Source organism: Rhizobium sp. RU36D, from assembly GCF_900176345.1.
GTDB lineage: Bacteria > Pseudomonadota > Alphaproteobacteria > Rhizobiales > Rhizobiaceae > Allorhizobium.
Genome location: NZ_FWXU01000006.1, coordinates 62,477 through 83,732 on the forward strand (window position 1 = coordinate 62,477; position 21,256 = coordinate 83,732).

A 21,256-nucleotide genomic window follows, 5' to 3' on the forward strand; every position below is an offset into this window, starting at 1 on the left:
TCCTCCCAAACCACTGTTGCGCATGGTCCGCTCCTCCGGACCACCTGCACGAGTTGATATCACAACTCGATCGCTATAATGAGCAAACGAGTTGCGATGTCAACTGACTTTCTCAGCTGCGCCTTTTGGGGGGTAGAAGGAAGGACCGTTGCGCCTCCGTGCACATACGTTGACGTGCAGGACCTGAATATATCCAGTCACATGTATTTCGTGGGAAGCGCTGTGGTAAACTTCATCTCTTCCATCGCAATCGATGAACTCAAGTCGGAGAACTCCACGCGGCTGATCAGGTTCTTGTAGACCTGGTCATAGACATCGATATCGGGCACCACGGTTCGCAGGAGGTAATCGGTATCCCCGGTCAGGCGATAGGCCTCAAGGATCTCCGGAATGTCTCGGATTTCCTTGCGGAAGGTATCGAGCCAAGCAGTGGTGTGGCGCGGCACCTTGACGGAGATGAAGATCGTCATGGGCACATTGGCCATGCGCCGATCGACAAGGGCCACTCGGCTGCGGATCAGCCCCATGTCCTCCATGCGCTTGATGCGGCGCCAGCATGGCGTATGCGACAGGCCGACGGCCTCGGCGATCTCAACGACGGATTTCTCCGCGTTGACCTGGAGGATTTCGATGATCTTTCGGTCGATGTGGTCGAACATGGATGCTCCGGAATGGTTCTTCAGGTTTTGATTGGCGGGCTGGGCGCTGGTCGAGGGCAAGGTACCGCTGCGAATCGAAGGACCGTGTGTTGTCGAAGATGTCCCCGACCGGCGTAACCATATTTTATTCACTAGACAATTTTTGTAAATTCATCCTAGCATTAATCCATAGTGCAGGATGATTATGCGACATCTGGCGCATATCTGTAGAAAAAAGCACAGCGATTGTTCCGTTGGTTCCCTATGGTTTTGACAGTCAAAAATTGCCTGATGGGGTTGGAACATGAAGAGGATTGGAATGATCGGCGGCATGAGCTGGGAAAGCACTGCTGTCTATTACAAGCGGCTGAATGAGCAGGTCCGCGACGCGCTTGGCGGATTGAATTCTGCCGACATCGTGCTGCGTTCTGTCAATTTCAACGATATCGTCGCCCATCAAAAGGCCGGGGCCTGGGATGACGCGGCCCGGGAACTGAGCAAGGTTGCGATCGATCTGGAGAATGCCGGGGCCGAGATGATCCTGATCTGCACCAACACCATGCATCTGCTGGCACCGCAGGTGCAGGCGGCGGTGGGCATTCCGCTTGTCCACATTGCCGATGTCACGGGCGAGGCTGTCGCCGGTGCCGGTTGCCGCCGGCCCTTGCTGCTCGCCACGCGCTACACGATGGAGCAGGATTTTTATCGCAAGCATATCGAGTCGAGCTTCGGGATCGAAGTGCTCGTGCCGGATGCCGCCGATCGTCAGGACGTACACGACATCATTTTCAGCGAATTGTGCTGTGGGATCGTCAAGGGCAGTTCGCAGCAGCGCTACAAGGACGTGGTTGCGAAGGGCAAGGCCGCTGGCGCCGATAGCGTGATCCTGGGCTGCACCGAAATCGGGCTGCTGGTGAGCGCGGCTGACTTCGACATTCCGACCTTTGATTCGACGCTGCTGCATGCCGATGCGGCGGTCAGGATGTCGCTGGCACCGGCCATGCCGGTCTCGGGCGAAACGGGCTTTGCGTCGCCCATGCACTGATCTTCCCAAACGAGGCGCTTGCCACGCTGGCGCTGGAGGTTGTCGCGGCTTGCGAATACGAATGGCTTGCCGTCTCAGAAGCGACGGCAAGCCTGAGACGTTTCCGGAGTGAACCGGCTGCGATGCTGGGTCACTCCGGTCGTCGTTTATGGCAGGGTGACGATTTCGATCCAGTTTGCGCCGGCATCGACGGGTGCCTCGGCGACCGGCTTCAGGGTGCCGTCATTGGAATCGATCGAATAGACCCTGAGCTTGTCCGATTTTTCGCCTGAGGCGATCAGAAATCGGCCCGTGGGATCGATGCGGATACCCCTTGGCTGCTTTTCCGTCTCGTAGTTGGCAACATAGGTCAGCTTGCCATCGCCCTGGGCCACTTTGAACAGCGCGATCCGGCTTGTGGTCCGCTCCGTGGTGTAGAGATAGCGGCCGTCGGGTGTGATGGCGATGTCGGCGGCCCAGATCTTCGGCTTGCCATTGTCTGCGGGCTTGGCCGGCGCAGTCGTCGCATTGAAGGCGGGCGGAGGCGGAGGAGCCACGCCTGGCTCCAGACCGGCGGCTGCTTGAACGGAGCCGACGACGTCCACTTCGCTCAGCGTGCCCTTTTCCGGGTCCAGCCGGTAGTGAATGACTTCGCCGGTGAGTTCCGTCAGGACATAGACCGAGCTGTTGTCTGGAGACAGCACGAGATGGCGCGGGCCGGAGCCTGCTTTTGTGTTGATCGCCGCTGGATCATTCGCTTCCAGCAGGCCGGTTTCCCCGTTCAGCCGGAATTGAAGGACGAGATCGGAACCAAGATTGGTGGCGAACACGAACTTGCCGCTACGATCGCTAACGATCGCGTGGGCATTCCGCCCCGTTGCCAGCACCTGTCGGGCACCTTCGGTGACGAGGCCGTCCTTGCCGATCGGCAGCACGGCGATCTTGTTGCCGCCATAGGAGGCGGTGAACAGCAGGCGCCCGGATGGATCGGTCGAGACATAGGGCATGCTGTCCGGCAGCGCCGCGACGGCGGACTGTTTCAGGCTGCCGGTCTGCGGATCGATGTCCAGGGACAGAACGCGAAACGGCTGCGAGCGGATGACGGCGTAGAGATGCGCCTTGTCCGGGCTGACCGTCATCGGCATGACCTTGCCGTCGGCCTTGAATGGCTCAAGCGGTGACAGCGCTCCGGTTGTCTCATCCATGCTATAGGCGTTGATGGTCGCAGCGTCGGCCGCCGAGACATAGACGAAGGTTCGCGCCTTGGCCAAGGACGGTGTGCCGCCGATGGCCATTGCCGCAAGGGGTGCGACAACCGTTGCGATCAGTTTCTTCACGCTGGTTTCTCCTCATCCCAGATTATGCGCTCTCCCTCCCGGAGAGCGCGGTAGCAATGTCGATCAGCCGCTTCAGCTGATCGGTTTCATCGGTCGTCAGGTTGACCAGCGGCGGGCGCACCGGCCCGGCCGAGCCGCCGCGGGCATTGACACCGGCCTTGATGATGGACACGGCATAGCCCTTGCGCCGGTTGCGCAATTCGGTGAGCGGGAAAAAAAACTCCTTGAGGATGCGGTCCGTCACATCCTTGCGGCCGGCCTTCAGCGCGGAGTAGAAGGTCTGGGCGAGTTCCGGGACGAAGTTGAAGACCGCTGACGAATAGGTCGTAACACCAGCGGCGAAATAGGCCGTGGCATAGAGTTCGTGGGTCGGCATGCCGCCGATATAGGTCAGGCGGTCGCCAAGCCGCGTGGTGATCTCGATCACGCGATCGACTTCACCATGGCCGTCCTTGAAGCCGATCAGATTGGGGCACTGCTCGCAGAGCCGCATCAGGCTTTCGGCGCTCAGCACGATGTTGTCCCGGTTATAGACCACCACGCCGATGCTGACGGCATTACAGATCGCCTTGACATGGGCGACCAGTCCTTCCTGCTCGCAGAACATGAGATAGGGCGGCAGAAGCAGGATGCCGTCGGCGCCCGCCTCTTTCGCGGCCTTGGCCATTTCGATGGCGAGCGCCGTGCCATAGGCGGCTCCGCCGAGGATCGGGGTGTTGCGCGAACTCTGCTTGGCCGCCCGGGTCACCCTTGCGGCCTCGGCCGGTGTCAGCGAGAAGAGCTCGCCCGTGCCGCCGGGCGCAAACAGGGCCGAGGCGCCGAACCCATCCAGCCAGTCGATATGGGCCCTGTAGCCGTCTTCGTCGAAGCTCAAGTCGGATTTGAAGGCGGTCGTCGGAAAGGAAAGCAAACCGCTGCCAAGGGCGGCCTTGAGTTCGTCGGGAGTCATCGTGTCATCCTGAAATGTAGAGAAATGCAATAGGGATCAAGCGTCGAGCGACTGCAGGAGCGCGGCGATGTAGCCGTAGCAGAAGGCGAAGGCGACGCCGGTCGGATCACGGCCGCTGATGGTCGGCACGTGATCGGGCATGACCATGTATTTGTAGCCGATTTCCTTGTAGATCTTCAGCGAACGCACCATGTCCATGTCGCCTTCCTCAGGGAAGGTTTCCATGAAGGACAGCTTGCCGCCGCGGATATTGCGGAAATGCAGGTTGAAGATCTTGTTGCGGCTGCCGAACCAGCGAATGATGTCGTCGATTTCTTCGCGCGGATTGTCGAGCATTTCGCCGACCGATCCCTGGCAGAAGTTCAGCCCGTGATAGGGGCTTTCGCGCATCAGCACGAATTTCTTCAAGCCCTCGACGGTGCCCAATACGCGGGTGACGCCACGATAGCCTGGCGGCGTATAGGGGTCATGGGGGTGGCAGGCGAGGCGGACCTTGGCACTTTCCGCCACGGGCACCACACGCTCCAGGAAGTAATCGATCCGCTCCCAGTTCTCGTCTTCCGACAATACACCGGCCAAACCGGGTGCGGCGCCCTGATCGGCCTTGTCCCAGCGGAAGGCCTCGTTGAGCGAGCCGCCGCGGCCGGGCTCCATCTCCGTGCGGGGAATGCCAATCAGGTTGAGATTATACTTGGCGGCGGGGATGCCGGCGCGGGCGCAGTTCTCGATCATCCGGCAGACGGCATCGATCTGGCGGTCACGTTCCGGTCCTGCCAGCAGGATATCGGGGTAGGAGGCCTGCTCGACGGGCCGCGAGGGAAGCGGCAGCTGGATCATGTCCAGCACCAGGCCGAAACTCTCGACGTGATCGCGATGCCGCTCCAGGTCATCAAGCGTCCAGCTGGCAGGCGGACCTGGCGGGTCCGCCGAGATATTCTTCACGCCAAGCTGCGCGAACACCCTGTAGTCGTCATCGTCGCGGGCAGCGACTTGCGTTCCCAGATACACGATAGGCTCCTCACCCTTCCAAACTCATCTATATCATATGACATAATATGAATTTTGGAGGGTGTCGAGAGCTTTATTGTTCTGCGAGTTGCCGGTATCGGCGCTGGCTGCCCAAGATATGCTTTCGCATGGCCTGGCGCGCGGCCTCCGGGTTCTGGTCGGCAATGGCGGCGAGGATATCGCCATGCTCGGTATGGACGCCCAGCAAATAGGTCTTGTCGGTGGCGTCTGGCAGGGTGGGAAACTGGCTGCGCGGTATGGCGCGCGAGCCGAACTGGCGCATTACATCTAGGTAGAACCGGTTGTTGGTGGCGGCGGCAATGGCCATGTGGAATTCGAAATCCGCCTCCACCGTCGGTTTGCCCGCTTCGATCATCTGCGCCATCTTGCGGTTGGCCGCGGAGATCGCCGCTTCCTGCTCTGCCGTGCGGCGATAGGCGGCAATGGCGGCTGCCTCGCTTTCCGTCGCCAGACGAAACTCAAGTAATTCAAGGGTTTCCGGTATGCTTTTGATTTCAACGGGGGTCAACGCCAGTCGCTGCGTTGCGCTGGGATCGCTGACGAAAACACCCTTGCCCTGCACGGGCCGCACGAAGCCGGCGGCGCGCAGATCGGCAATCGCCTCGCGCACTACAGTGCGGCTCACGCCAAAGCTCGCCTCCAGTTGCGGCTCGGTCGGCAGTTGGTCGCCTTCCTTCAGCTTGCCTGATTCGATCTGGTGGCGCAGTTCGTCGATCACCTGTTGCGCCAGTCTTTGTCTGCCCCTTGTCATCTTCCCCTCATTCACTCGCTCGCTTTTTTCGCGCGCCTTTAAATGCACTTGCCAAGGTCCCCGGATTTCGATAATTCATAATACGACATACGGACGACATAATACGTTTCCTATGATAGACCAGGGAGGAGTTACAATGAAGCATTTTTCGAAAACTTTGCTCGCCGGCGTCGCCGCGAGCTTTCTCGCCTTTGGTGCCTTGCAGGCGGTGGCGGCCACGCCCAAGGACCAGCTCGTTATTGGAACCTCGCTGGCCCAGGTCCTGTCGCTTGATCCACAGCAGGCGACGGAAGCCAAGGCGCTGGAGATCATGTCCAATCTCTATGACCGGCTCGTCATGACAGACAATTCCGGCAAGCTGCAGCCGCATCTGGCGGAACGTTGGGAGGAGGACGAAAAAGGCATCACCTTCCATCTGCGCGAGGCGAAGTTCGCCTCCGGCAATCCCGTGACGGCCGATGACGTCGTCTATTCGCTCGCTCGCCTGCTGAAGCTCGATCAGGCCGCGGCGGCCAATTTCAAGCGCATCGGCTATACCGCTGAGAATGTCGACACCCTGGTCAAGGCGGTCGATCCCAAGACGGTAAGAATCGAGCTCTCCGACCAGACGACCGGCGAACTGCTGCTCTATCGCCTGGCTATGGTTGTCGCCAGCGTCGTGGATAGCGTCGAGGTGAAGAAGCATGTGACCGCCGACGATTTCGGCAATGGCTGGCTGCGCACCAATTCCGCCGGCTCCGGCCCCTTCTCGCTCAATCGCTGGACGCCCAATGAAATGGTGATCCTGGAGGCGAATGGCGACTATGTCTCGGGTGCGCCGACCATGCGCCGCGTGATCCTGCGCCACGTGCCGGAAAGCCAGGTGCAGCGGCTGATGCTGGAGCGCGGCGATATCGACATCGCCAGCGCGCTGTCGGCCGCTGATCTCAAGGTGTTCGAGGGGAACCAGAAGTTCGAGGTCCAGCGCGTGCCAACAGGCGGTTTCTATGTGCTGGCCATGAATGCCGGCAACCAATATCTCGCCAGCCCCAAGGTGCGCGAGGCGATCGCCTACGGCATCGACTACAAGGGCATCGAGCAGACGATCATGGGGCCCTATGGACGTGTGCGCAATGTACCGGTGCCGGAGAATTTCGACTACGCCATTCCTAATCCCGATTGGCAGTTCGATGCGGCAAAGGCGAAAGCCTTGCTGGCCGAGGCCGGGTTTGCCGATGGTTTCTCGCTGACGCTCAAGACCATCGCCCAGACGCCGCGCATCGACCTCGCGACCGCCATCCAGGCCTCGCTCGGCCAGATCGGCATCAAGGTCGAAATCCAGCAGGGCAATGGTTCCGATATCATCGCCGATCACCGCGCCCGCAATTTCGACCTGCTGATGCCGCAGACCGGCTCCTACATGCCGAATGTCCTCGGTTCCATGGAGCAGTTCGCCTCCAATCCCGACAATTCGAAGGAAGCCAACAATGCCGGAAACTTCGTATGGCGTTCGGCCTGGGACATTCCCGAGCTGACGCAATTGACGGCCAAGGCCTCGCTGGAGCGGGATCCGGCCAAGCGCGGTGAGATGTTCAAGCAAATGCAGGAGATGTTCGTCTCGCTCAAGCCTGCGGTGCTGCCACTGTTCGAACGGTTCGAGCCGATCGTTCTCAACGCCAATGTCGAGGGCTATCTTGGTCACCCCAACCAGGTGACGCGCCTTGAAGGCGTCACCAAGACTGCAGATTAACGGTATCCGGACACGGTCATGAAGGAACTTTCCGCAGGCGAACTGGCAAGACGCGTCTTGCAGCTGTTCGTCAGTTTGTTCATCCTGCTATGCGTCACGTTCCTTATCGGCCGTGTCCTGCCGACCGATCCGGTCGGCGCGATCGTCGGCGAGCTGGCTGACCCCGCCGCCTACAAGGCGATGCGGGAGAAGCTGGGTCTCGACCTGCCGCTTTACGAGCAGTTCTTCATCTATCTGAAAGGCCTGCTGCAGGGCGATTTCGGTCAGGCGATCCTGACCGGCAATTCCGTCGTCCAGGACATGTGGCAGGCCTTTCCGGCCACCTTCGAACTGGCGACGCTGGCCGTCATCATATCCACCTTCGTCGGCGTGCCGCTGGGACTTGCAGCCGCCCTGTTCCGCGACAGCTTCATCGACAAGTTCGCCCGCGTGGTGGCGCTGGTCGGCCATTCCATTCCGGTCTTCTGGTTTGGCATCGTCGGACTGGTGGTCTTCTATGCCATGCTGGACTGGGTCGGTGGCCCGGGCCGCATCGATGTCTTCTACGAGGGCATGGTCGATCCCGTGACCGGCATGTTGCTGATCGACAGCCTCATTGCGGGCGAGACCGATATCTTCTGGAATGCGCTGTCCCACATCATCCTGCCGGCGAGCATCCTGGCCTACATGGCCATGGCCTATATCACCCGCATGACTCGCAGCTTCACGCTGGAGCAATTGAGCCAGGACTATGTGATCGCCGCGCGGGCCAAAGGCGCGGGGCCGGCCCGCACCGTCATCCATCATGTCCTGCCCAATATCGCCGTGCAGCTCATCACGGTGCTCGCCATTTCTTACGGCAACCTGCTGGAGGGTGCGGTGGTGACAGAGATCGTGTTTTCCTGGCCGGGGATCGGCCAATACATGACAAACGCGCTGATGATCGGCGACATGAATGCCGTGCTGGCGGCCACGATCGTTGTCGGCTTCGTCTTCATGCTGCTCAATTTCATTGCGGATATCGCCTATGCCCTGCTTGATCCGCGCACCCGGGAGGCCACCCGATGAACAATGTCCTTCCGTCAGACGCAGCGACGCTCGTTGCTCCGCCGCTCGCCACGCGTTTCTGGCTCTCGCTGCGCCGGACGCTTGCCAAGCTGGCTGAAGAGCCGCTCGGCCTCGTCGGCTTCATCATCATCGGCATCCTGCTGGTGGTCGCGCTTTTCGCGCCGCTGATCGCGCCTTTCGATCCGGCGGCCCAGACGCTTTCCAATGCGCTGCAGCCACCGAGCTGGACGCATCTTGCTGGGACGGACGAGTTCGGCCGCGACATCTTCAGCCGCCTCATCCATGGCTCGCGCATCACCATCCAGACGATCTTCTCCGTGTCGATCATCGTCGGACCTATCGGGCTTGCGATCGGTGTCGTGGCCGGCTTTTTCGGCGGACGCATCGACGCGATCCTGATGCGGGCCACGGATATCGTGCTGTCCTTCCCCTCGCTGATCCTGGCTCTGGCCTTTGCCGCAGCGCTCGGCGCCAGCCTGTCGACTGCGATCATCGCCATTTCGCTCACCGCCTGGCCGCCGATTGCACGGCTGGCGCGTGCCGAGGCGCTTGTGGTGCGCAATGCCGATTATGTGGCGGCGGCGCAGCTCTATGGCGCAAGCCCGATGCGCATCCTGTTCTTCTATATCGCGCCGATGTGCATTCCCTCCGTCATCGTGCGGCTGACGCTGAACATGGCTGGTATCATCCTGACCGCGGCCTCCCTCGGCTTCCTCGGGCTTGGCGCCCAGCCGCCGGCGCCCGAATGGGGCGCGATGATCTCCAGCGGCCGCAAGTTCATGCTCGATTACTGGTGGGTTGCGGTCATGCCCGGCATCGCCATCCTGCTCACCAGCCTCGCCTTCAATATCGTTGGAGATACGCTCCGCGACATCCTGGATCCGCGACATGCAAGATCGTGACACTTCCCCGATTCTCTCCGTCCGCAATCTCGATGTCCGCTTTGGACGCAATGCGATTGCCGCTGTCTCCGGCGTGAGCTTCGACGTGGGACGCGAACGTGTCGGCATCGTCGGCGAATCCGGTTCCGGCAAGTCGACGACCGGCCGCGCCGTCATGCGGCTCCTGCCGCCCAAGGCCGTCGTCACGGCCGACAGGCTGGATTTCCTCGGGCAGGACATGCTGGCAAAGACCGGCCGCCAGATGGATGCGCTGCGGGGCAAGGATATGGCCCTGATCATGCAGGACCCGCGCTATTCGCTCAATCCCGTGCTGACGATCGGCAAGCAGATTGCCGAATCGGCGATGCTGCATCTCGGGCTTGGTGGCAAAGCCGCCCTGGATGCCGCCCGCGCCATGCTGACGAGGGTGCGCATCGCTGATCCCGACCGGGTGATGGCCCAGTATCCGCACCAGATTTCCGGCGGCATGGGTCAGCGCGTGATGATCGCCATGATGCTGATTGCCAAGCCGAAGCTGGTGATCGCCGACGAGCCGACCTCGGCGCTCGATGTCAGCGTGCGCAAGGACGTCCTCGTGTTGCTCGATGAATTGGTCCGGGAAAACAGTTCCGGCCTGATCCTGATCAGCCACGATATCCGCATGGTCGCGGCATTCTGCCAGCGCATCATCGTCATGTATCGCGGCAAGGCTGTCGAGGAACTAGTGAGCCTTGAAGCGGCGCAGCACCCTTATACGCGGGCGCTGATCGCAGCCATGCCTGATCCCCGCCACCCGGTCCGCCGTCTTGCCGTCATGGATCGGGCTGCTCTCGACGCGGCGGCGGAGGTGACACGATGATCAAGGTTGAAAAGCTGCGCGTCACCTTCGGCAGGGATGCCGCCATGCATACTGTCGTTCGCGACGTCGATCTTGAGGTGCGGCGAGGTGAAACGCTTGGCATCGTCGGCGAATCCGGCTGCGGCAAGTCCACGCTGTTGCGATCGCTGGCCGGGCTGGAACGCGGCTGGACCGGCCGCATCTCGTTTGACGGCAGGGAGGTCGGCCGGCAGCGCAGCCGCGAGGAGTTGAAACTGGCGCAGATGGTGTTCCAGGACCCCTATGGCTCCCTGCACCCGCGCCACCGCATCGGCACGGCGCTTGCCGAACCGCTGCGCGCCATGGGTCTGGGCGACGACCAAGCCCGTGTGCTGCAGGCGCTGAGGCAGGTGGGCCTGCCGCTGGAATTCGCCCATCGTTTCCCGCATGAGCTTTCCGGCGGGCAGCGCCAGCGCGTGGCGATTGCCCGTGCGCTGATCCTTGCGCCACCTATCCTGTTGCTCGACGAGCCGACATCCGCGCTCGATGTCTCCATCCAGGCGGAGGTGCTGAACCTGCTGGCCGACCAGCGCGAAGAGCGAAACCTGACACTGGTGCTTGTCAGTCATGACCTGGCGGTGATTGCCCATATGTGCGATCGCGTTCTGGTCATGAAGGATGGCGTGTTCGTGGACGAGCTGACAAAGGAAGACCTGCGGCAGGGCATAACCCATCACGCCTATGCCAGGGAATTGTTCGAGGCGACGGTTATGTAGATATCCCGGAAGGGTCAGCGTGCCTGAGGCGGCCATGCCGGCTCCTGCAGCGGTGCCATCGGCGATAGGGCGTTGATCACAAAGGCGATCCGGTGGCCGGTGCCATGACACAATTGTCGTGTGCAAGTATGGCCTAACGGTCAAAAACATGCGATGCGTGTCGCCGAAAGGTTGGCGATGAAACAAATCCGGTCGAGACAAGGTCAGTGCACATGGTACGCCCGATGGGTCGATGCCTTCGTTTTGACTGTCTTCGTCTCCATATTGTCGCTTGTTGGCGGCACTATTGGCCGCGATATCGGTTTGGCCGCCGCGAACCCATCTTCCATTGCAGGCCCTGAAAGCGGCAAGATTCACGCGTCGGCGCAGACCGACAGTCGGATGCTCATGGCGTCCGATCAGTCCAACCGGCACAAGGCGCGGCCCCAGCCGCCGCTGGACGACTGTCTGCTGCCTGATGATTTTGCTCTTGTCTTGTGCCGGCACGGACAGGTTCGGCAACAGGCGCCATCGTTCGTATGGGTCCAATACCCGGCCCTGGCCTACCGGTCGCGCGCGCCGCCACTTTTCAGCATCTGATATCTCTGCCGGCCATCCCTGATGGCTCCGATGAATGGCGCCGTGGTTTTTCTCCGCGCGTGCCGATTGCTGGAATCCTTTGATGAAAAACTCTCCGTTCAAGATCGCGAGCTACCTGTTCGTGATCCTCCTGGGGCTGCTGATAGCCCTGCCAAACATTTTGCCGGATGGCGCTCTTTCCAAGCTGCCAAGCTGGTTGCCCCATCAAAGAGTGTCGCTCGGTCTCGACCTGCGCGGTGGCTCTCACCTCGTGCTTGAGGTCGATCAGCAATCCCTCGAAGACGAATGGCTGCAAAGCCTGGTGCAGGAGGCGCGTACCGGCCTGCGCGAGGCGCAGGTTGATACAAAATCTGTTCGCCGTGACGGAAAAGCCGTGGTGATCGTGCTGGCCGATGGCGCGGCTCTCGATACCGCGCGCGAGGCCATGGCGAAGCTGAACAGCCCGATCAGCACCGGGCTTGGCGCCGGTCGGCAGGAACTCGACATCACCACCTCAGGCGGCAACACCCTGCGGATGGCGCCCAACGAGAGCGGTATTGCCGCGCGCATGAGCAATGCCGTCGACCAGAGCCTGGAGGTCATCCGCCAGCGTGTCGACCAGGTCGGCGTTGCCGAACCCACCATCCAGCGTGTCGGCACGGACCGGGTGCTGGTTCAGCTTCCGGGCGAGCAGGATCCGTCCAATCTGCGCGCGCTTCTGGGTTCCACCGCCAAGATGAGCTTCCACCTGCTTGGCCAGGAAGGCGAGCCGGGCGTGCGCGTCATGGAAGACGAGGAGGGGCAGCGCTATCCGGTGCAGGCACAGGTGCTCTTGTCGGGGGACCGGCTGACCGATGCGCGCGTGGCCTTTGACCCGCAAAACAACCAGCCGGTGGTGTCCTTCCGCTTCGACCAGGCCGGCGCCAGCCGCTTTGCCCAGGTGACGCAGCAGAATGTCGGCCGGCCGTTTGCCATCGTGCTTGATGACAAGGTGCTGAGCGCGCCTGTCATCCGTGAACCGATTACGGGTGGCTCCGGACAGATTTCCGGCTCGTTCAGCGTCGAGCAGGCCAATACGCTGGCCGCGCTGCTGCGGGCAGGGGCGCTACCGGCAAAGCTCACTGTAATCGAGGAGCGGACCGTCGGCGCCGATCTCGGTGGAGACGCCATTGAGATGGGCATCGTCTCGGGTCTTGCAGGCTTTGGCCTTGTGGTGGCCTTCATCCTGGCGCTCTACGGCACCTGGGGCCTGCTCGCGGTACTGGCACTGACGCTCAACGTGATCCTCACCTTTGCCGGCCTCACCCTTCTCGGGGCGACGCTGACGCTTCCCGGCATCGCCGGCATCGTGCTCGGCATCGGCTTGGCGGTGGATGCGAACGTCCTGATCAATGAACGTATCCGGGAAGAGGTCGGCAAGGGTCGGGGTGCCTTCGCCGCCATCGACCAGGGTTTCAACAAGGCCTATTCGACCATCATCGATAGCAACGTGACGGCGCTGATCGCAACCGTGCTTCTGTTCTACTTCGGCTCGGGTCCCGTCCGCGGCTTTGCCGTCACCATGGGTCTCGGCATTGCGATCTCCATGTTCACGGCCGTTTCCGTCGTTCGGGTCGCGATGGTCGCGATTGCCGGACGCTACCGGCTGAAGAGCATCAACATCAGGCCGTTGTTGCCGTTCAAGCTGATCAAGGACGGCACGAAAATCGACTTCATGAAGGCGCGGCTGTTCGGCATCGGCGTCTCCGCCGTGCTGTCGATCTCGTCCATTGTGTTGTTCATCACCCCCGGCCTGAATTACGGCGTCGATTTCAAGGGCGGCATCCAGCTTGAAGTCGTGACGCAAGGCCCGGCGGATCTCGGCGGATTGCGTTCGGGTCTGGAAACGCTGGGGCTGGGCGAGGTCGCCTTGCAGGAGTTTGGCGATTCCAACCACGTCATGCTGCGTCTTGAGCGTCAGCCAGGCGGCGAAGAGGCCCAGACGGCTGCCGTGACCAAGGTGCGGGAGACCATCCAGACTATTGATGCTTCCGCCAAGATCGAAAAGACCGAAGTGGTCGGACCGAAGGTGAGCGGGGAACTGGCGCAGGCCGGCTTCATGTCCGTCGTGCTCGCGTCGCTTGCCATGCTGGTCTATATCTGGGTGCGGTTCGACTGGCCGTTTGCGGTGGGAGCAATCGCGACCCTGGTTCTCGACGTGACGAAGACAATCGGCTTCTTTGCCCTGACCGGCCTCGACTTCAACCTGACGGCCATTGCCGCCTTGCTGACCCTGGTCGGATATTCGGTCAACGACAAGGTCGTCGTTTACGACCGCATGCGCGAGAACATGCGGCTCTACAAGGCGATGCCGTTCCGCGACCTGATCAACCTCTCGATCAACGAGACCTTGGCGCGAAGCCTCTACACATCGGCGACGGCGCTTCTGGCGATGGTGCCGATGGCGATCTGGGGCGGCAGCGCAGTGGAGAGCTTTGCTGTTCCCATGGTGTTCGGCATCATCATCGCGGCGTCCTCGTCGGTGTTCATCGCCGCTCCGATCCTGCTGTTCCTTGGCGATTGGCGTACGAGGCGGCAGAAGAGTCGCGAGGAACAGGCGGCTGAGGTGCTGCCCGCGCAGTGATGCGATAAGATCCTTGAAGACAAGAACCACGCCGTTGCAAAGCGGCGTGGTCAGACGTGCGGTCACTCGATATCGCCGAGTTCCTCGTGGATCCCTGCGATGATCTCCGCCCGCTGCTCGGCCGATTTGCCCACCTGCGCGGCGAACGTCAGCGCCAGCAGGCGGATCGCGCTCATGACCGTGGTATGAGAGGCTCCAAGCGCGAAGCTCGCAACGTGGCAGGGTAGCACGACACGGGAATAGCGTTGTGCCTCCAGCATGGAGGTCCGATCCGTCACCGTGATCACCGACAGCCGGCTGGTGGCGGCATAGCTCAGTATCGGCTTCAGAATGGGCTGATGGGGCGGAAGCGTCACCAGCAGCAACACGTCCTTCGGCCCGGTCATGGCCAGATCCTCGGCCCAGGAACCCTGGTTGATGCCCAGGATCATCACGCTATGCCGCAGCCGTGAGAACATCAGGCGCGTGTATCGCGCGACGCCCTCTTCCGTGCCGAGCCCCAGCACCCAGACCCGGGGAGCGGCGGCCAGAAGCTCGGCCGCCTCGCGCACCTTGTCGGAGCGCATCTCCTCAAATGTTTTGGTGAGGTTGCGCAATTCGAGTTCGAGATGCGCGCCGATGGTGCGTCCCAGCGCCACCTGTTCCGATTTCGCCAGGGAATATTCGTAGGGTTCGGTCCGGTTCCGCTCCTCGCGGGCCTGAAGCTTGACCTCGTTGAAATCGGCGTAACCAAGATGCTGGAAGAACCGCGCTGCCGTCGCCTTGGAAACACCGGCCATTTCCGCGATTTCCGTCGCCGAATGGGTGAGGATGTCGTCCTGGCGGTCGAGGATCAGCTGGGCAAGCTTCTGCTCCCCGGCTGTCAGCCGGGCATAGCGTTCCTGGATGCGCAACACGAGACGCGATGCCATTTTCCCTCCCGTTTCCGGTTCAGCATAAAAAAGATTAGCAGCCCTCTTGCAATAATGAAACTGCTGTTTCACAGTTATGAAACGTTGAAACGAAGGGGCGGCAGTTGTCACAATCGCGTATCATCCGGCAGCGCATCTGGGATCGCCTGAAAGAGGTGGCCCGGCCGGACACGCGGTTTCACCTGCGTTTCAGCGAATTCATTCCGGACTTCGAGGGGGTGGAAGCGGCCACCGATCGGCTGACGCAATTGCCGGCCTATCGAGACAGCAAGCTGGTATTCGTCACGCCCGACAATTCGATGACCGAACTGCGTCGTCGACTGATTGTCGAGGGCAAGCCGCTCGTCATGTCCACCTACAACATGCAGCGAGGTTTTCTCTATCTTGCGCCCGGCATAGTGCCGCCGAAGGCCGCGGTTTTTGCCGCGTGGCTGGATGGCATGGAGCATTTCGCAAGACCGGTCGACCTGGCGGAACTCACCCGAATCGGCCGTTTCGATTTCCTGGCAACCGGTGCATCGGCGGTCACGCTGGATGGCATCCGCTTCGGCAAGGGCCACACCTATTTCGACATGGAATGGGGCATGTTCACCGATCTCGGCCTGGTTGACGAGGCGACGCCGGTGGCTGCCGTGGTCCATGACGTTCAGGTGGTTGACGACCAGCTCAGCCCGAGCGCCACCGATATCCAGGTGAACTATATCGCGACGCCACAATGCCTGCACCGGGTCGAACGGACCGGCCGGAGACCCCGGGGGATCCGCTGGGACCTGATGAGCGAGCGGGAAATATCAGAAACGCCACCCCTGAAAGAACTTGCACGCATGCGAGGCCTTCTCTGAGGGGCGGTGACAGCGCCTTGAACTTCCAACCCAAGACCAAGACCAGCAAAACCAACAATAGGGAACAGCGACCGATGAACCTTACCCTTCACAGACGCAAATTTCTGGGCCTCATGGGGGCGGCTGCCAGCCTGCCCCTGATCTCAGGCCGGGCCAGCGCGGCGACCCCGTTCAACTTCCAGGCATCCTGGATCAACGATGCCGAATTCATGGGCTATTTCCTGGCCGCCGACAAAGGCTACTACACGGAAGAGGGTCTGGATCTGACCTATCTTTCCGGCGGTCCCGACGTCATCCCCGAAAGCACCATTGTCGCCGGCAAGGCCGACCTGACCTTGACCACACCGGACACCACGATCAAGGCAATCGTGGAGCAGGGCGCTCCCTTCAAGATCATCGGCGCCCAGTACCAGAAGAATCCGATCGGCATTGTTTCCCTGGCGAAGAACCCGATCAAGGAGCCGAAGGACCTGATCGGCAAGACGCTCGCGGTGCCGCCGGTCAATGTGATCTCGGTCGAGGCCATGCTGAAGATCTCCGGGGTCGACCGGTCGAAGGTCAACATCGTGCCCTATGCCTATGATCCGACGCCGCTGATCAAGGGTGAGATCGATGCCTCGCTCGATTTCACCACCAACGTGCCCTACACGATCAAGCAGTCCGGCGGCGAGGAGGCGGTTTCGTTCCTGCTCTATGACTTTGGCTTCACGATCTTCAACGACACCGTCGTCGTGACCGAAGAGGCTCTCAAGACCAAGCGCAAGGAAATCGTCTCCTTCCTCAGGGCGAGCCGCAAGGGCTGGGTCGACAATTTCAAGGATCCGGCCGCCTATCCGCCGAAGCTCGCCGACACCTGGTTCAAGGGGACGGGCCGCTCCATCGAAAACGAGGTCTATTTCAACACCGCCCAAAAACCGCTGATCGAGACTACGGATGGAATCTTCTCGATGAGCGAAGCCGCAATCGCCGCCAATATCGAAGCCCTGGCTTCGGTCGGCATCGCGGCCAAGCGGGAGCATTTCGACACCACGGTTCTCCAGGAAATCTGATGGGTTCGGTCTCCGGCATCAAGCTCGATAGCGTGTCGCGCGTCTTCAAGGGGCGCGGCGCGACGGTTCAGGCACTGCAACAGGTCTCGCTGGACTGCCCGGCCGGATCGTTTACGGCGCTGATCGGTCCGTCCGGCTGTGGCAAGTCCACCATGCTGCGGCTGGCGCTCGGGCTCGATACCGCGGATTCGGGGGTCGTGTCGATTTCCGGCATGACCCCCGGTGATGCGGCCAAGGCCGGGATAACCGGCGTCGCCTTCCAGGATGCGGCCCTAATGCCCTGGCGGACGGTGGAGGACAATATTGCCCTGCCGCTTGACGTGCTGGGCCGATCTCGCGGTGAAGCGGGCGGCAAGATCGCCGAGTTGATCAAGCTGGTTGGGCTCTCCGGTTTCGAGAAGGCCTTGCCCGGCGAACTCTCCGGCGGCATGCGGCAGCGCGTGGCGATTGCCCGCTCGCTGGTGACCAATCCGCAAGTTCTCTTCCTCGACGAACCCTTCGGCGCGCTCGATCAGATCCTGCGCCGGCAGATGAATATCGAGCTGCAGCGCATCTGGATCGCCAGCCGGGCGACCACGCTGCTGGTGACGCATGGCATCGACGAGGCCGTGTTCCTGGCGGATCGGGTCGTGGTCATGCAGAGCCGGCCTGGGCGCATCTCCCGGATCATCGATGTTGACCTGCCGCGACCGCGAAAGCCTGACATCTTCACCAGTCCGGAATTCCACGCCCTTGAGGATGCCGTGGCGGAGGCGCTCGATGGGCACTGAGACCCGCATCGGCAACAATGTGACCGCTTGGTTTGATTGCTTGCCGCTGCAACAATGGGCGGGGCTGTCAGCGAGGCCGAACCCGTGAACGGCAGCATCCGCCTTGCGACCCTGCGCAACTGGTTCATCGCCCTGGCCGTCTGGGAGATCTGCGGCCGGCTGAGACTGATTGCCGATGGCGCCCTGCCGGCGCCGAGCCTGGTGCTGGCGCGGTTCTGGCGGGACCGGGCCGATTATCCCGATCATATCCTGGCAACACTTCAGGGCGCGGGCACCGGCTTCCTGATCGGAAACCTGATGGCCATCATCGCGGGAACGCTGTTTGCGCTGTTTCCGATTGCCGCTCGGCTTTTCCGTGGGCTGAACGTTGCGATCTTCGCCTTGCCGCCGATTGCCATCTCGCCCATCCTGGTGCTCACTTTTTCCGGCATGACGCCGCGCGTGCTTCTGGCGGCAATCGGCTGCTACTTCGTGACCATGACGGCCACGGTCATCGGAATTTCCCAGACCGACCGGCGGATGATCGATGTCGTCCAAGCCTGTGGGGGAAATCGCTGGACCGTGCTTCGGCTGGTTCAGATGCGGTCGGCGGTGCCGCCGATTCTATCAGGCCTTCGCGTCGCAGCGCCCAATGCCGTGCTGGGCTCCATCCTCGCGGAATTCGGTGGCGGTGGCCGCTTCGGCCTCGGCGCCTACCTGATCGGCTCGCTTGGGCGTGCCGAGCCTGAGCGGCTTTGGGGCATCGGGCTTGCGGCCACAGCCCTGGCGCTTGCGGCCTATGGCCTGTTTTCCTGGATTTCCAATCGGTTGCTGGGCGCCAGCCGTGCCATCAGCATGGCGACAAGCCCGCCGCCGGCGCCTGATCTACCCTCCGGCCTCTCGCGCATCCTGGTCCTCATCGGATCCGTGGCTCTGCCGTTTGTCTGCTGGTGGGTGGTCCTGAAGGCCATGGGCACGCCGTCCATGATTGCCAAGACGCCCGCCGGCGTGTTCGACTATCTGTTCATGGCACCTTCTGCCGCTGCGGCGCAGGGAAAGCTCCTGGCGGCGCTGGCGCAGACGCTGCCGATGACGCTGTTCGGCATGGCGGCGGGCCTGGCATTTGCTTTTGCGCTGGCGCTGCTTTCCGTTCTGCGTCCCGCCTTCATCCGCGGCTTCATGCCGATTGCGGTGGTCACCCAGACTATGCCGCTGGTGGCGCTGACCCCGCTTCTGGTGTTGATGCTGGGGCGAGGTCCCCAGGTCATTATCTGGATCACGGTCTCGGTCACGTTCTTTCCAGCCTTCGTGACGCTGGCGCAGGGGCTGGCGCTGGTCTCGCGCAGCGGGCTGGACGTGGTGCGCGCCTATGGTGCTGGCCCGATGACGCAGTTGCGGCTCGTCTCGATCCCCGCCTCGCTGCCCTATCTGTTTGCCGCCATCAAGCTTGCCGCGCCGCGTGCCTTGCTCGGCGTCATGATCGCGGAATGGCTGGCAACCGGCACCGGGCTCGGCAATCTGCTCAACCAGTCACGAGGCTATCTCGACTACGGGATGATCTGGTCGATCGCGCTCGTCTCGGTGCTGGTTTCCGTCGCCTTCTATCAATCCGTCGTCTTCATCGAGCGGCTCGTGCTGGCAAAGCGCGGCTTGCGGCCCACCGAATAGCAAAGGAGTTGCCATGTCCACTGATCACTCGATCGCCGATCACAAGGCTTCCGTACGCGAGCGCGTCTGGAGCGAATTGCGCAAGGTGGCGGTGCCAGACAGCCGCTTCCACTATGATTTCGGCGAGTTCATCGCCGATTTCGAGGGCGGGGAAGATGCCGTTGCCCGGCTGACCGCGCATGCCTTCTACCGCGACGCTCAATTCATCTTCATCACGCCGGACAATTGCCTGGACCGCCTGCGGCTACAGGCGCTCAAGGATGGCAAGACCGTGCTGATGACCACCTATTCGATCAAGCGCGGGTTCTGGGTGCTGGATCCCAAGACCATCTCGCCGGAGCTTTATCTCTACGCTTCGACGCTGGATGGCATGGAGCGCGTGGGGCGGCCCGTGGATTTGAACGATATCGCCGGCATGCCAGCCGTCGATTACATGGTCACGGGCACGGGGGCGATCAATCACGAAGGCGTTCGCTTCGGCAAGGGCCACGGCTTCTTCGATGCGGAATGGGGCATGCTCTACCAGTTGCAGCGCATTTCCACGCAGACGCCCTGCGCGGCCGTTGTGCATGACTGCCAGGTGCTGAGCGAGACTCTGACGCCCGACGTTTACGACACCGTTGTCGATGTGATTTTCACCCCGACCCGGACCATTTCCGTCAAGGATCCGCATAAGCCGACCTGCGGCATCATCTGGGATCGGCTGGATCAGCACATGTACGACACCATTCCGCCGCTGCAGGAACTCAAGGCCATGGGGCTGTAGGAATGGCGGCGTGATCAATGTGTCTGCTCCCGGATGTGCCGCGCCGGCGCATCCGGGATCAGGTTCTCATTATACAGAACTAAGCAAACAGCGCCCAGTGGCGAGGCTTGAACGAGAGGGCGGTCCCAATGGTTGCGGGATGTTCGAGCGGCAGGTCGATTTCCACGCGGTGGTGACCGCCGGCCAGTTCAAGCTCGGTCCTGCGAACACCGGCAAGACGACGGCTGCCGACGATGACGCCGGCAATACCGCCTTCGCTATCGCTGACCAGGTCCAGGTCATGGGGTCGGAAGAACAGGGAGCCGTTTCCGTCCTTGTCCGATTTCAGACCGATCGGGCGGTCGTCGAGCCACATGTCGCCGTTCTTCACCACTACCTGCAGTTCGGAGGCCTCGCCGATGAATCGGTGCACGAAGGGCGTACCGGGTCGGTCATAGACATCATCGGCCGAACCCACCTGCTCAATGCGGCCCTGGCTCATGATGACCACGCGGTCGGCCAGTTCCAGCGCCTCTTCCTGGTCGTGGGTCACGAAGACGGTGGTGTGACCGGTGCGGTCGTGGAACTCCCTCAGCCAGCGGCGCAGTTCCTTGCGCACCTTGGCGTCCAATGCGCCGAACGGTTCGTCCAGGAGCAGGACCTTGGGCTCGATGGCCATGGCGCGTGCCAGTGCGACGCGCTGCCGCTGACCGCCGGAAAGCTGATTCGGATATCTCTTTTCGAGCCCCGATAGCTGCACCATTTCAAGCAGTTCGCTGACACGGCGGTTTATCTCATGCTTCGGCGGTCTCGTGGCGGCAGGCCGAACCTTCAATCCGAAGCCGATATTCTCGGCAACCGTCATATGGCGGAACAAAGCATAGTGCTGGAACACGAAGCCGATATTGCGGTCCTGCACGCTCTTATGAGAGGCATCTTCGTCTCCGAAGAAGATCTGCCCGTCGCTCGGCTCGTCCAGCCCGGCAATCAGCCGCAACAGCGTCGTTTTGCCCGAGCCGGAGGGGCCCAAGAGGGCGATCAGTTCGCCGGAGCGGATATCGAGCGACACGTTGTCCAAAGCGGGAAAACGGCCGAACTCCTTGCGAACATTGGTAATCGAAACATCCATGGAG

At 61.7% G+C, this 21,256-nt stretch carries 20 protein-coding genes; 13 read left to right on the forward strand and 7 right to left on the reverse strand.

Annotation, left to right across the window (positions count from 1 at the left end):
• Positions 1–197 precede the first annotated feature (197 nt).
• Positions 198–659 (reverse strand): Lrp/AsnC family transcriptional regulator, encoded by a 462-nt coding sequence (locus tag B9A97_RS09315; RefSeq protein WP_084365055.1) that lies wholly within the window; start codon positions 657–659, stop codon positions 198–200.
• Between the two features lie 283 nt (positions 660–942).
• On the opposite strand from B9A97_RS09315, the gene B9A97_RS09320 reads away from it, so the two are divergent.
• A complete protein-coding gene (locus B9A97_RS09320) occupies positions 943–1,683 on the forward strand; it encodes an aspartate/glutamate racemase family protein (RefSeq protein WP_084365056.1) in 741 nt (246 codons plus the stop codon).
• A gap of 146 nt (positions 1,684–1,829) precedes the next feature.
• Here the strand turns inward: B9A97_RS09320 and B9A97_RS09325 are convergent, their stop codons facing one another.
• The 4 genes from B9A97_RS09325 to B9A97_RS09340 form a co-directional block, all read right to left on the reverse strand.
• Positions 1,830–2,999 carry a lactonase family protein gene (locus tag B9A97_RS09325; protein ID WP_244564167.1) on the reverse strand — a complete coding sequence of 390 codons (1,170 nt, stop codon included), beginning with the start codon at positions 2,997–2,999 and terminating at the stop codon, positions 1,830–1,832.
• A 22-nt stretch (positions 3,000–3,021) separates the two neighbouring features.
• Complete coding sequence (kdgD, locus tag B9A97_RS09330) at positions 3,022–3,948, reverse strand: 5-dehydro-4-deoxyglucarate dehydratase (RefSeq protein ID WP_084365057.1); 927 nt, start codon at positions 3,946–3,948, stop codon at positions 3,022–3,024.
• Between the two features lie 36 nt (positions 3,949–3,984).
• Positions 3,985–4,956, reverse strand: coding sequence for a mannonate dehydratase (locus B9A97_RS09335; RefSeq protein ID WP_084365058.1), 972 nt, complete (start codon positions 4,954–4,956; stop codon positions 3,985–3,987).
• 73 nt (positions 4,957–5,029) lie between these two features.
• Complete coding sequence (locus tag B9A97_RS09340; protein ID WP_084365059.1) at positions 5,030–5,728, reverse strand: FadR/GntR family transcriptional regulator; 699 nt, start codon at positions 5,726–5,728, stop codon at positions 5,030–5,032.
• Positions 5,729–5,864: 136 nt separating this feature from the next.
• Between B9A97_RS09340 and B9A97_RS09345 the strand changes: the two genes are divergently transcribed.
• The 7 genes from B9A97_RS09345 to secD all read left to right on the forward strand — a co-directional run bounded on the left by B9A97_RS09345 (position 5,865) and on the right by secD (position 14,159).
• A complete protein-coding gene (locus B9A97_RS09345; protein ID WP_084365060.1) occupies positions 5,865–7,457 on the forward strand; it encodes an ABC transporter substrate-binding protein in 1,593 nt (530 codons plus the stop codon).
• A gap of 18 nt (positions 7,458–7,475) precedes the next feature.
• Positions 7,476–8,504, forward strand: coding sequence for an ABC transporter permease (locus B9A97_RS09350; protein ID WP_084365061.1), 1,029 nt, complete (start codon positions 7,476–7,478; stop codon positions 8,502–8,504).
• On the forward strand, positions 8,501–9,406 hold the full coding sequence (locus B9A97_RS09355; protein ID WP_084365062.1) for an ABC transporter permease: 906 nt from the start codon (positions 8,501–8,503) through the stop codon (positions 9,404–9,406). Before B9A97_RS09350 ends, B9A97_RS09355 begins: the two co-directional genes overlap by 4 nt.
• Positions 9,393–10,244, forward strand: coding sequence for an ABC transporter ATP-binding protein (locus B9A97_RS09360; RefSeq protein ID WP_084365063.1), 852 nt, complete (start codon positions 9,393–9,395; stop codon positions 10,242–10,244). The genes B9A97_RS09355 and B9A97_RS09360 overlap by 14 nt, the downstream gene beginning before the upstream one ends.
• Entirely contained in the window at positions 10,241–10,978 is a 738-nt protein-coding gene (locus B9A97_RS09365) for an ABC transporter ATP-binding protein (protein WP_084365064.1), read from the forward strand. Before B9A97_RS09360 ends, B9A97_RS09365 begins: the two co-directional genes overlap by 4 nt.
• A gap of 153 nt (positions 10,979–11,131) precedes the next feature.
• On the forward strand, positions 11,132–11,557 hold the full coding sequence (locus B9A97_RS09370; protein WP_084365065.1) for a hypothetical protein: 426 nt from the start codon (positions 11,132–11,134) through the stop codon (positions 11,555–11,557).
• An 82-nt stretch (positions 11,558–11,639) separates the two neighbouring features.
• A complete protein-coding gene (secD, locus tag B9A97_RS09375; protein ID WP_084365066.1) occupies positions 11,640–14,159 on the forward strand; it encodes a protein translocase subunit SecD in 2,520 nt (839 codons plus the stop codon).
• A gap of 62 nt (positions 14,160–14,221) precedes the next feature.
• Here the strand turns inward: secD and B9A97_RS09380 are convergent, their stop codons facing one another.
• The gene (locus B9A97_RS09380) at positions 14,222–15,070 is read right to left on the reverse strand and encodes a MurR/RpiR family transcriptional regulator (protein WP_084365067.1); all 849 of its coding nucleotides are present in this window, start codon (positions 15,068–15,070) and stop codon (positions 14,222–14,224) included.
• A 104-nt stretch (positions 15,071–15,174) separates the two neighbouring features.
• Between B9A97_RS09380 and B9A97_RS09385 the strand changes: the two genes are divergently transcribed.
• From B9A97_RS09385 to B9A97_RS09405, 5 genes are all read left to right on the forward strand, one after another.
• The gene (locus tag B9A97_RS09385; protein WP_084365068.1) at positions 15,175–15,912 is read left to right on the forward strand and encodes a 5-formyltetrahydrofolate cyclo-ligase; all 738 of its coding nucleotides are present in this window, start codon (positions 15,175–15,177) and stop codon (positions 15,910–15,912) included.
• A 74-nt stretch (positions 15,913–15,986) separates the two neighbouring features.
• The gene (locus B9A97_RS09390) at positions 15,987–16,961 is read left to right on the forward strand and encodes an ABC transporter substrate-binding protein (protein ID WP_084365069.1); all 975 of its coding nucleotides are present in this window, start codon (positions 15,987–15,989) and stop codon (positions 16,959–16,961) included.
• Complete coding sequence (locus B9A97_RS09395) at positions 16,961–17,731, forward strand: ABC transporter ATP-binding protein (RefSeq protein ID WP_084365070.1); 771 nt, start codon at positions 16,961–16,963, stop codon at positions 17,729–17,731. Before B9A97_RS09390 ends, B9A97_RS09395 begins: the two co-directional genes overlap by 1 nt.
• Before the next feature lie 84 nt (positions 17,732–17,815).
• Complete coding sequence (locus B9A97_RS09400) at positions 17,816–19,378, forward strand: ABC transporter permease (RefSeq protein ID WP_244564168.1); 1,563 nt, start codon at positions 17,816–17,818, stop codon at positions 19,376–19,378.
• Between the two features lie 13 nt (positions 19,379–19,391).
• Positions 19,392–20,144, forward strand: coding sequence for a 5-formyltetrahydrofolate cyclo-ligase (locus B9A97_RS09405; RefSeq protein ID WP_084365072.1), 753 nt, complete (start codon positions 19,392–19,394; stop codon positions 20,142–20,144).
• 79 nt (positions 20,145–20,223) lie between these two features.
• On the opposite strand, the gene B9A97_RS09410 is transcribed toward B9A97_RS09405, so the two are convergent.
• Positions 20,224–21,252 carry a sulfate/molybdate ABC transporter ATP-binding protein gene (locus B9A97_RS09410; protein WP_084365073.1) on the reverse strand — a complete coding sequence of 343 codons (1,029 nt, stop codon included), beginning with the start codon at positions 21,250–21,252 and terminating at the stop codon, positions 20,224–20,226.
• Positions 21,253–21,256 lie beyond the last annotated feature (4 nt).

What these genes read in the sequence shown, in the direction of transcription:
- B9A97_RS09315 (WP_084365055.1), bottom strand. Translation starts at nt 659, where the DNA reads ATGTTCGACCACATCGACCGAAAGATCATCGAAATCCTCCAGGTCAAC.
- B9A97_RS09320 (WP_084365056.1), top strand. Translation starts at nt 943, where the DNA reads ATGAAGAGGATTGGAATGATCGGCGGCATGAGCTGGGAAAGCACTGCT.
- kdgD (WP_084365057.1), bottom strand. Translation starts at nt 3,948, where the DNA reads ATGACTCCCGACGAACTCAAGGCCGCCCTTGGCAGCGGTTTGCTTTCC.
- B9A97_RS09340 (WP_084365059.1), bottom strand. Translation starts at nt 5,728, where the DNA reads ATGACAAGGGGCAGACAAAGACTGGCGCAACAGGTGATCGACGAACTG.
- B9A97_RS09345 (WP_084365060.1), top strand. Translation starts at nt 5,865, where the DNA reads ATGAAGCATTTTTCGAAAACTTTGCTCGCCGGCGTCGCCGCGAGCTTT.
- B9A97_RS09350 (WP_084365061.1), top strand. Translation starts at nt 7,476, where the DNA reads ATGAAGGAACTTTCCGCAGGCGAACTGGCAAGACGCGTCTTGCAGCTG.
- B9A97_RS09355 (WP_084365062.1), top strand. Translation starts at nt 8,501, where the DNA reads ATGAACAATGTCCTTCCGTCAGACGCAGCGACGCTCGTTGCTCCGCCG.
- B9A97_RS09360 (WP_084365063.1), top strand. Translation starts at nt 9,393, where the DNA reads ATGCAAGATCGTGACACTTCCCCGATTCTCTCCGTCCGCAATCTCGAT.
- B9A97_RS09365 (WP_084365064.1), top strand. Translation starts at nt 10,241, where the DNA reads ATGATCAAGGTTGAAAAGCTGCGCGTCACCTTCGGCAGGGATGCCGCC.
- B9A97_RS09370 (WP_084365065.1), top strand. Translation starts at nt 11,132, where the DNA reads ATGCGTGTCGCCGAAAGGTTGGCGATGAAACAAATCCGGTCGAGACAA.
- secD (WP_084365066.1), top strand. Translation starts at nt 11,640, where the DNA reads ATGAAAAACTCTCCGTTCAAGATCGCGAGCTACCTGTTCGTGATCCTC.
- B9A97_RS09380 (WP_084365067.1), bottom strand. Translation starts at nt 15,070, where the DNA reads ATGGCATCGCGTCTCGTGTTGCGCATCCAGGAACGCTATGCCCGGCTG.
- B9A97_RS09390 (WP_084365069.1), top strand. Translation starts at nt 15,987, where the DNA reads ATGAACCTTACCCTTCACAGACGCAAATTTCTGGGCCTCATGGGGGCG.
- B9A97_RS09395 (WP_084365070.1), top strand. Translation starts at nt 16,961, where the DNA reads ATGGGTTCGGTCTCCGGCATCAAGCTCGATAGCGTGTCGCGCGTCTTC.
- B9A97_RS09405 (WP_084365072.1), top strand. Translation starts at nt 19,392, where the DNA reads ATGTCCACTGATCACTCGATCGCCGATCACAAGGCTTCCGTACGCGAG.
- B9A97_RS09410 (WP_084365073.1), bottom strand. Translation starts at nt 21,252, where the DNA reads ATGGATGTTTCGATTACCAATGTTCGCAAGGAGTTCGGCCGTTTTCCC.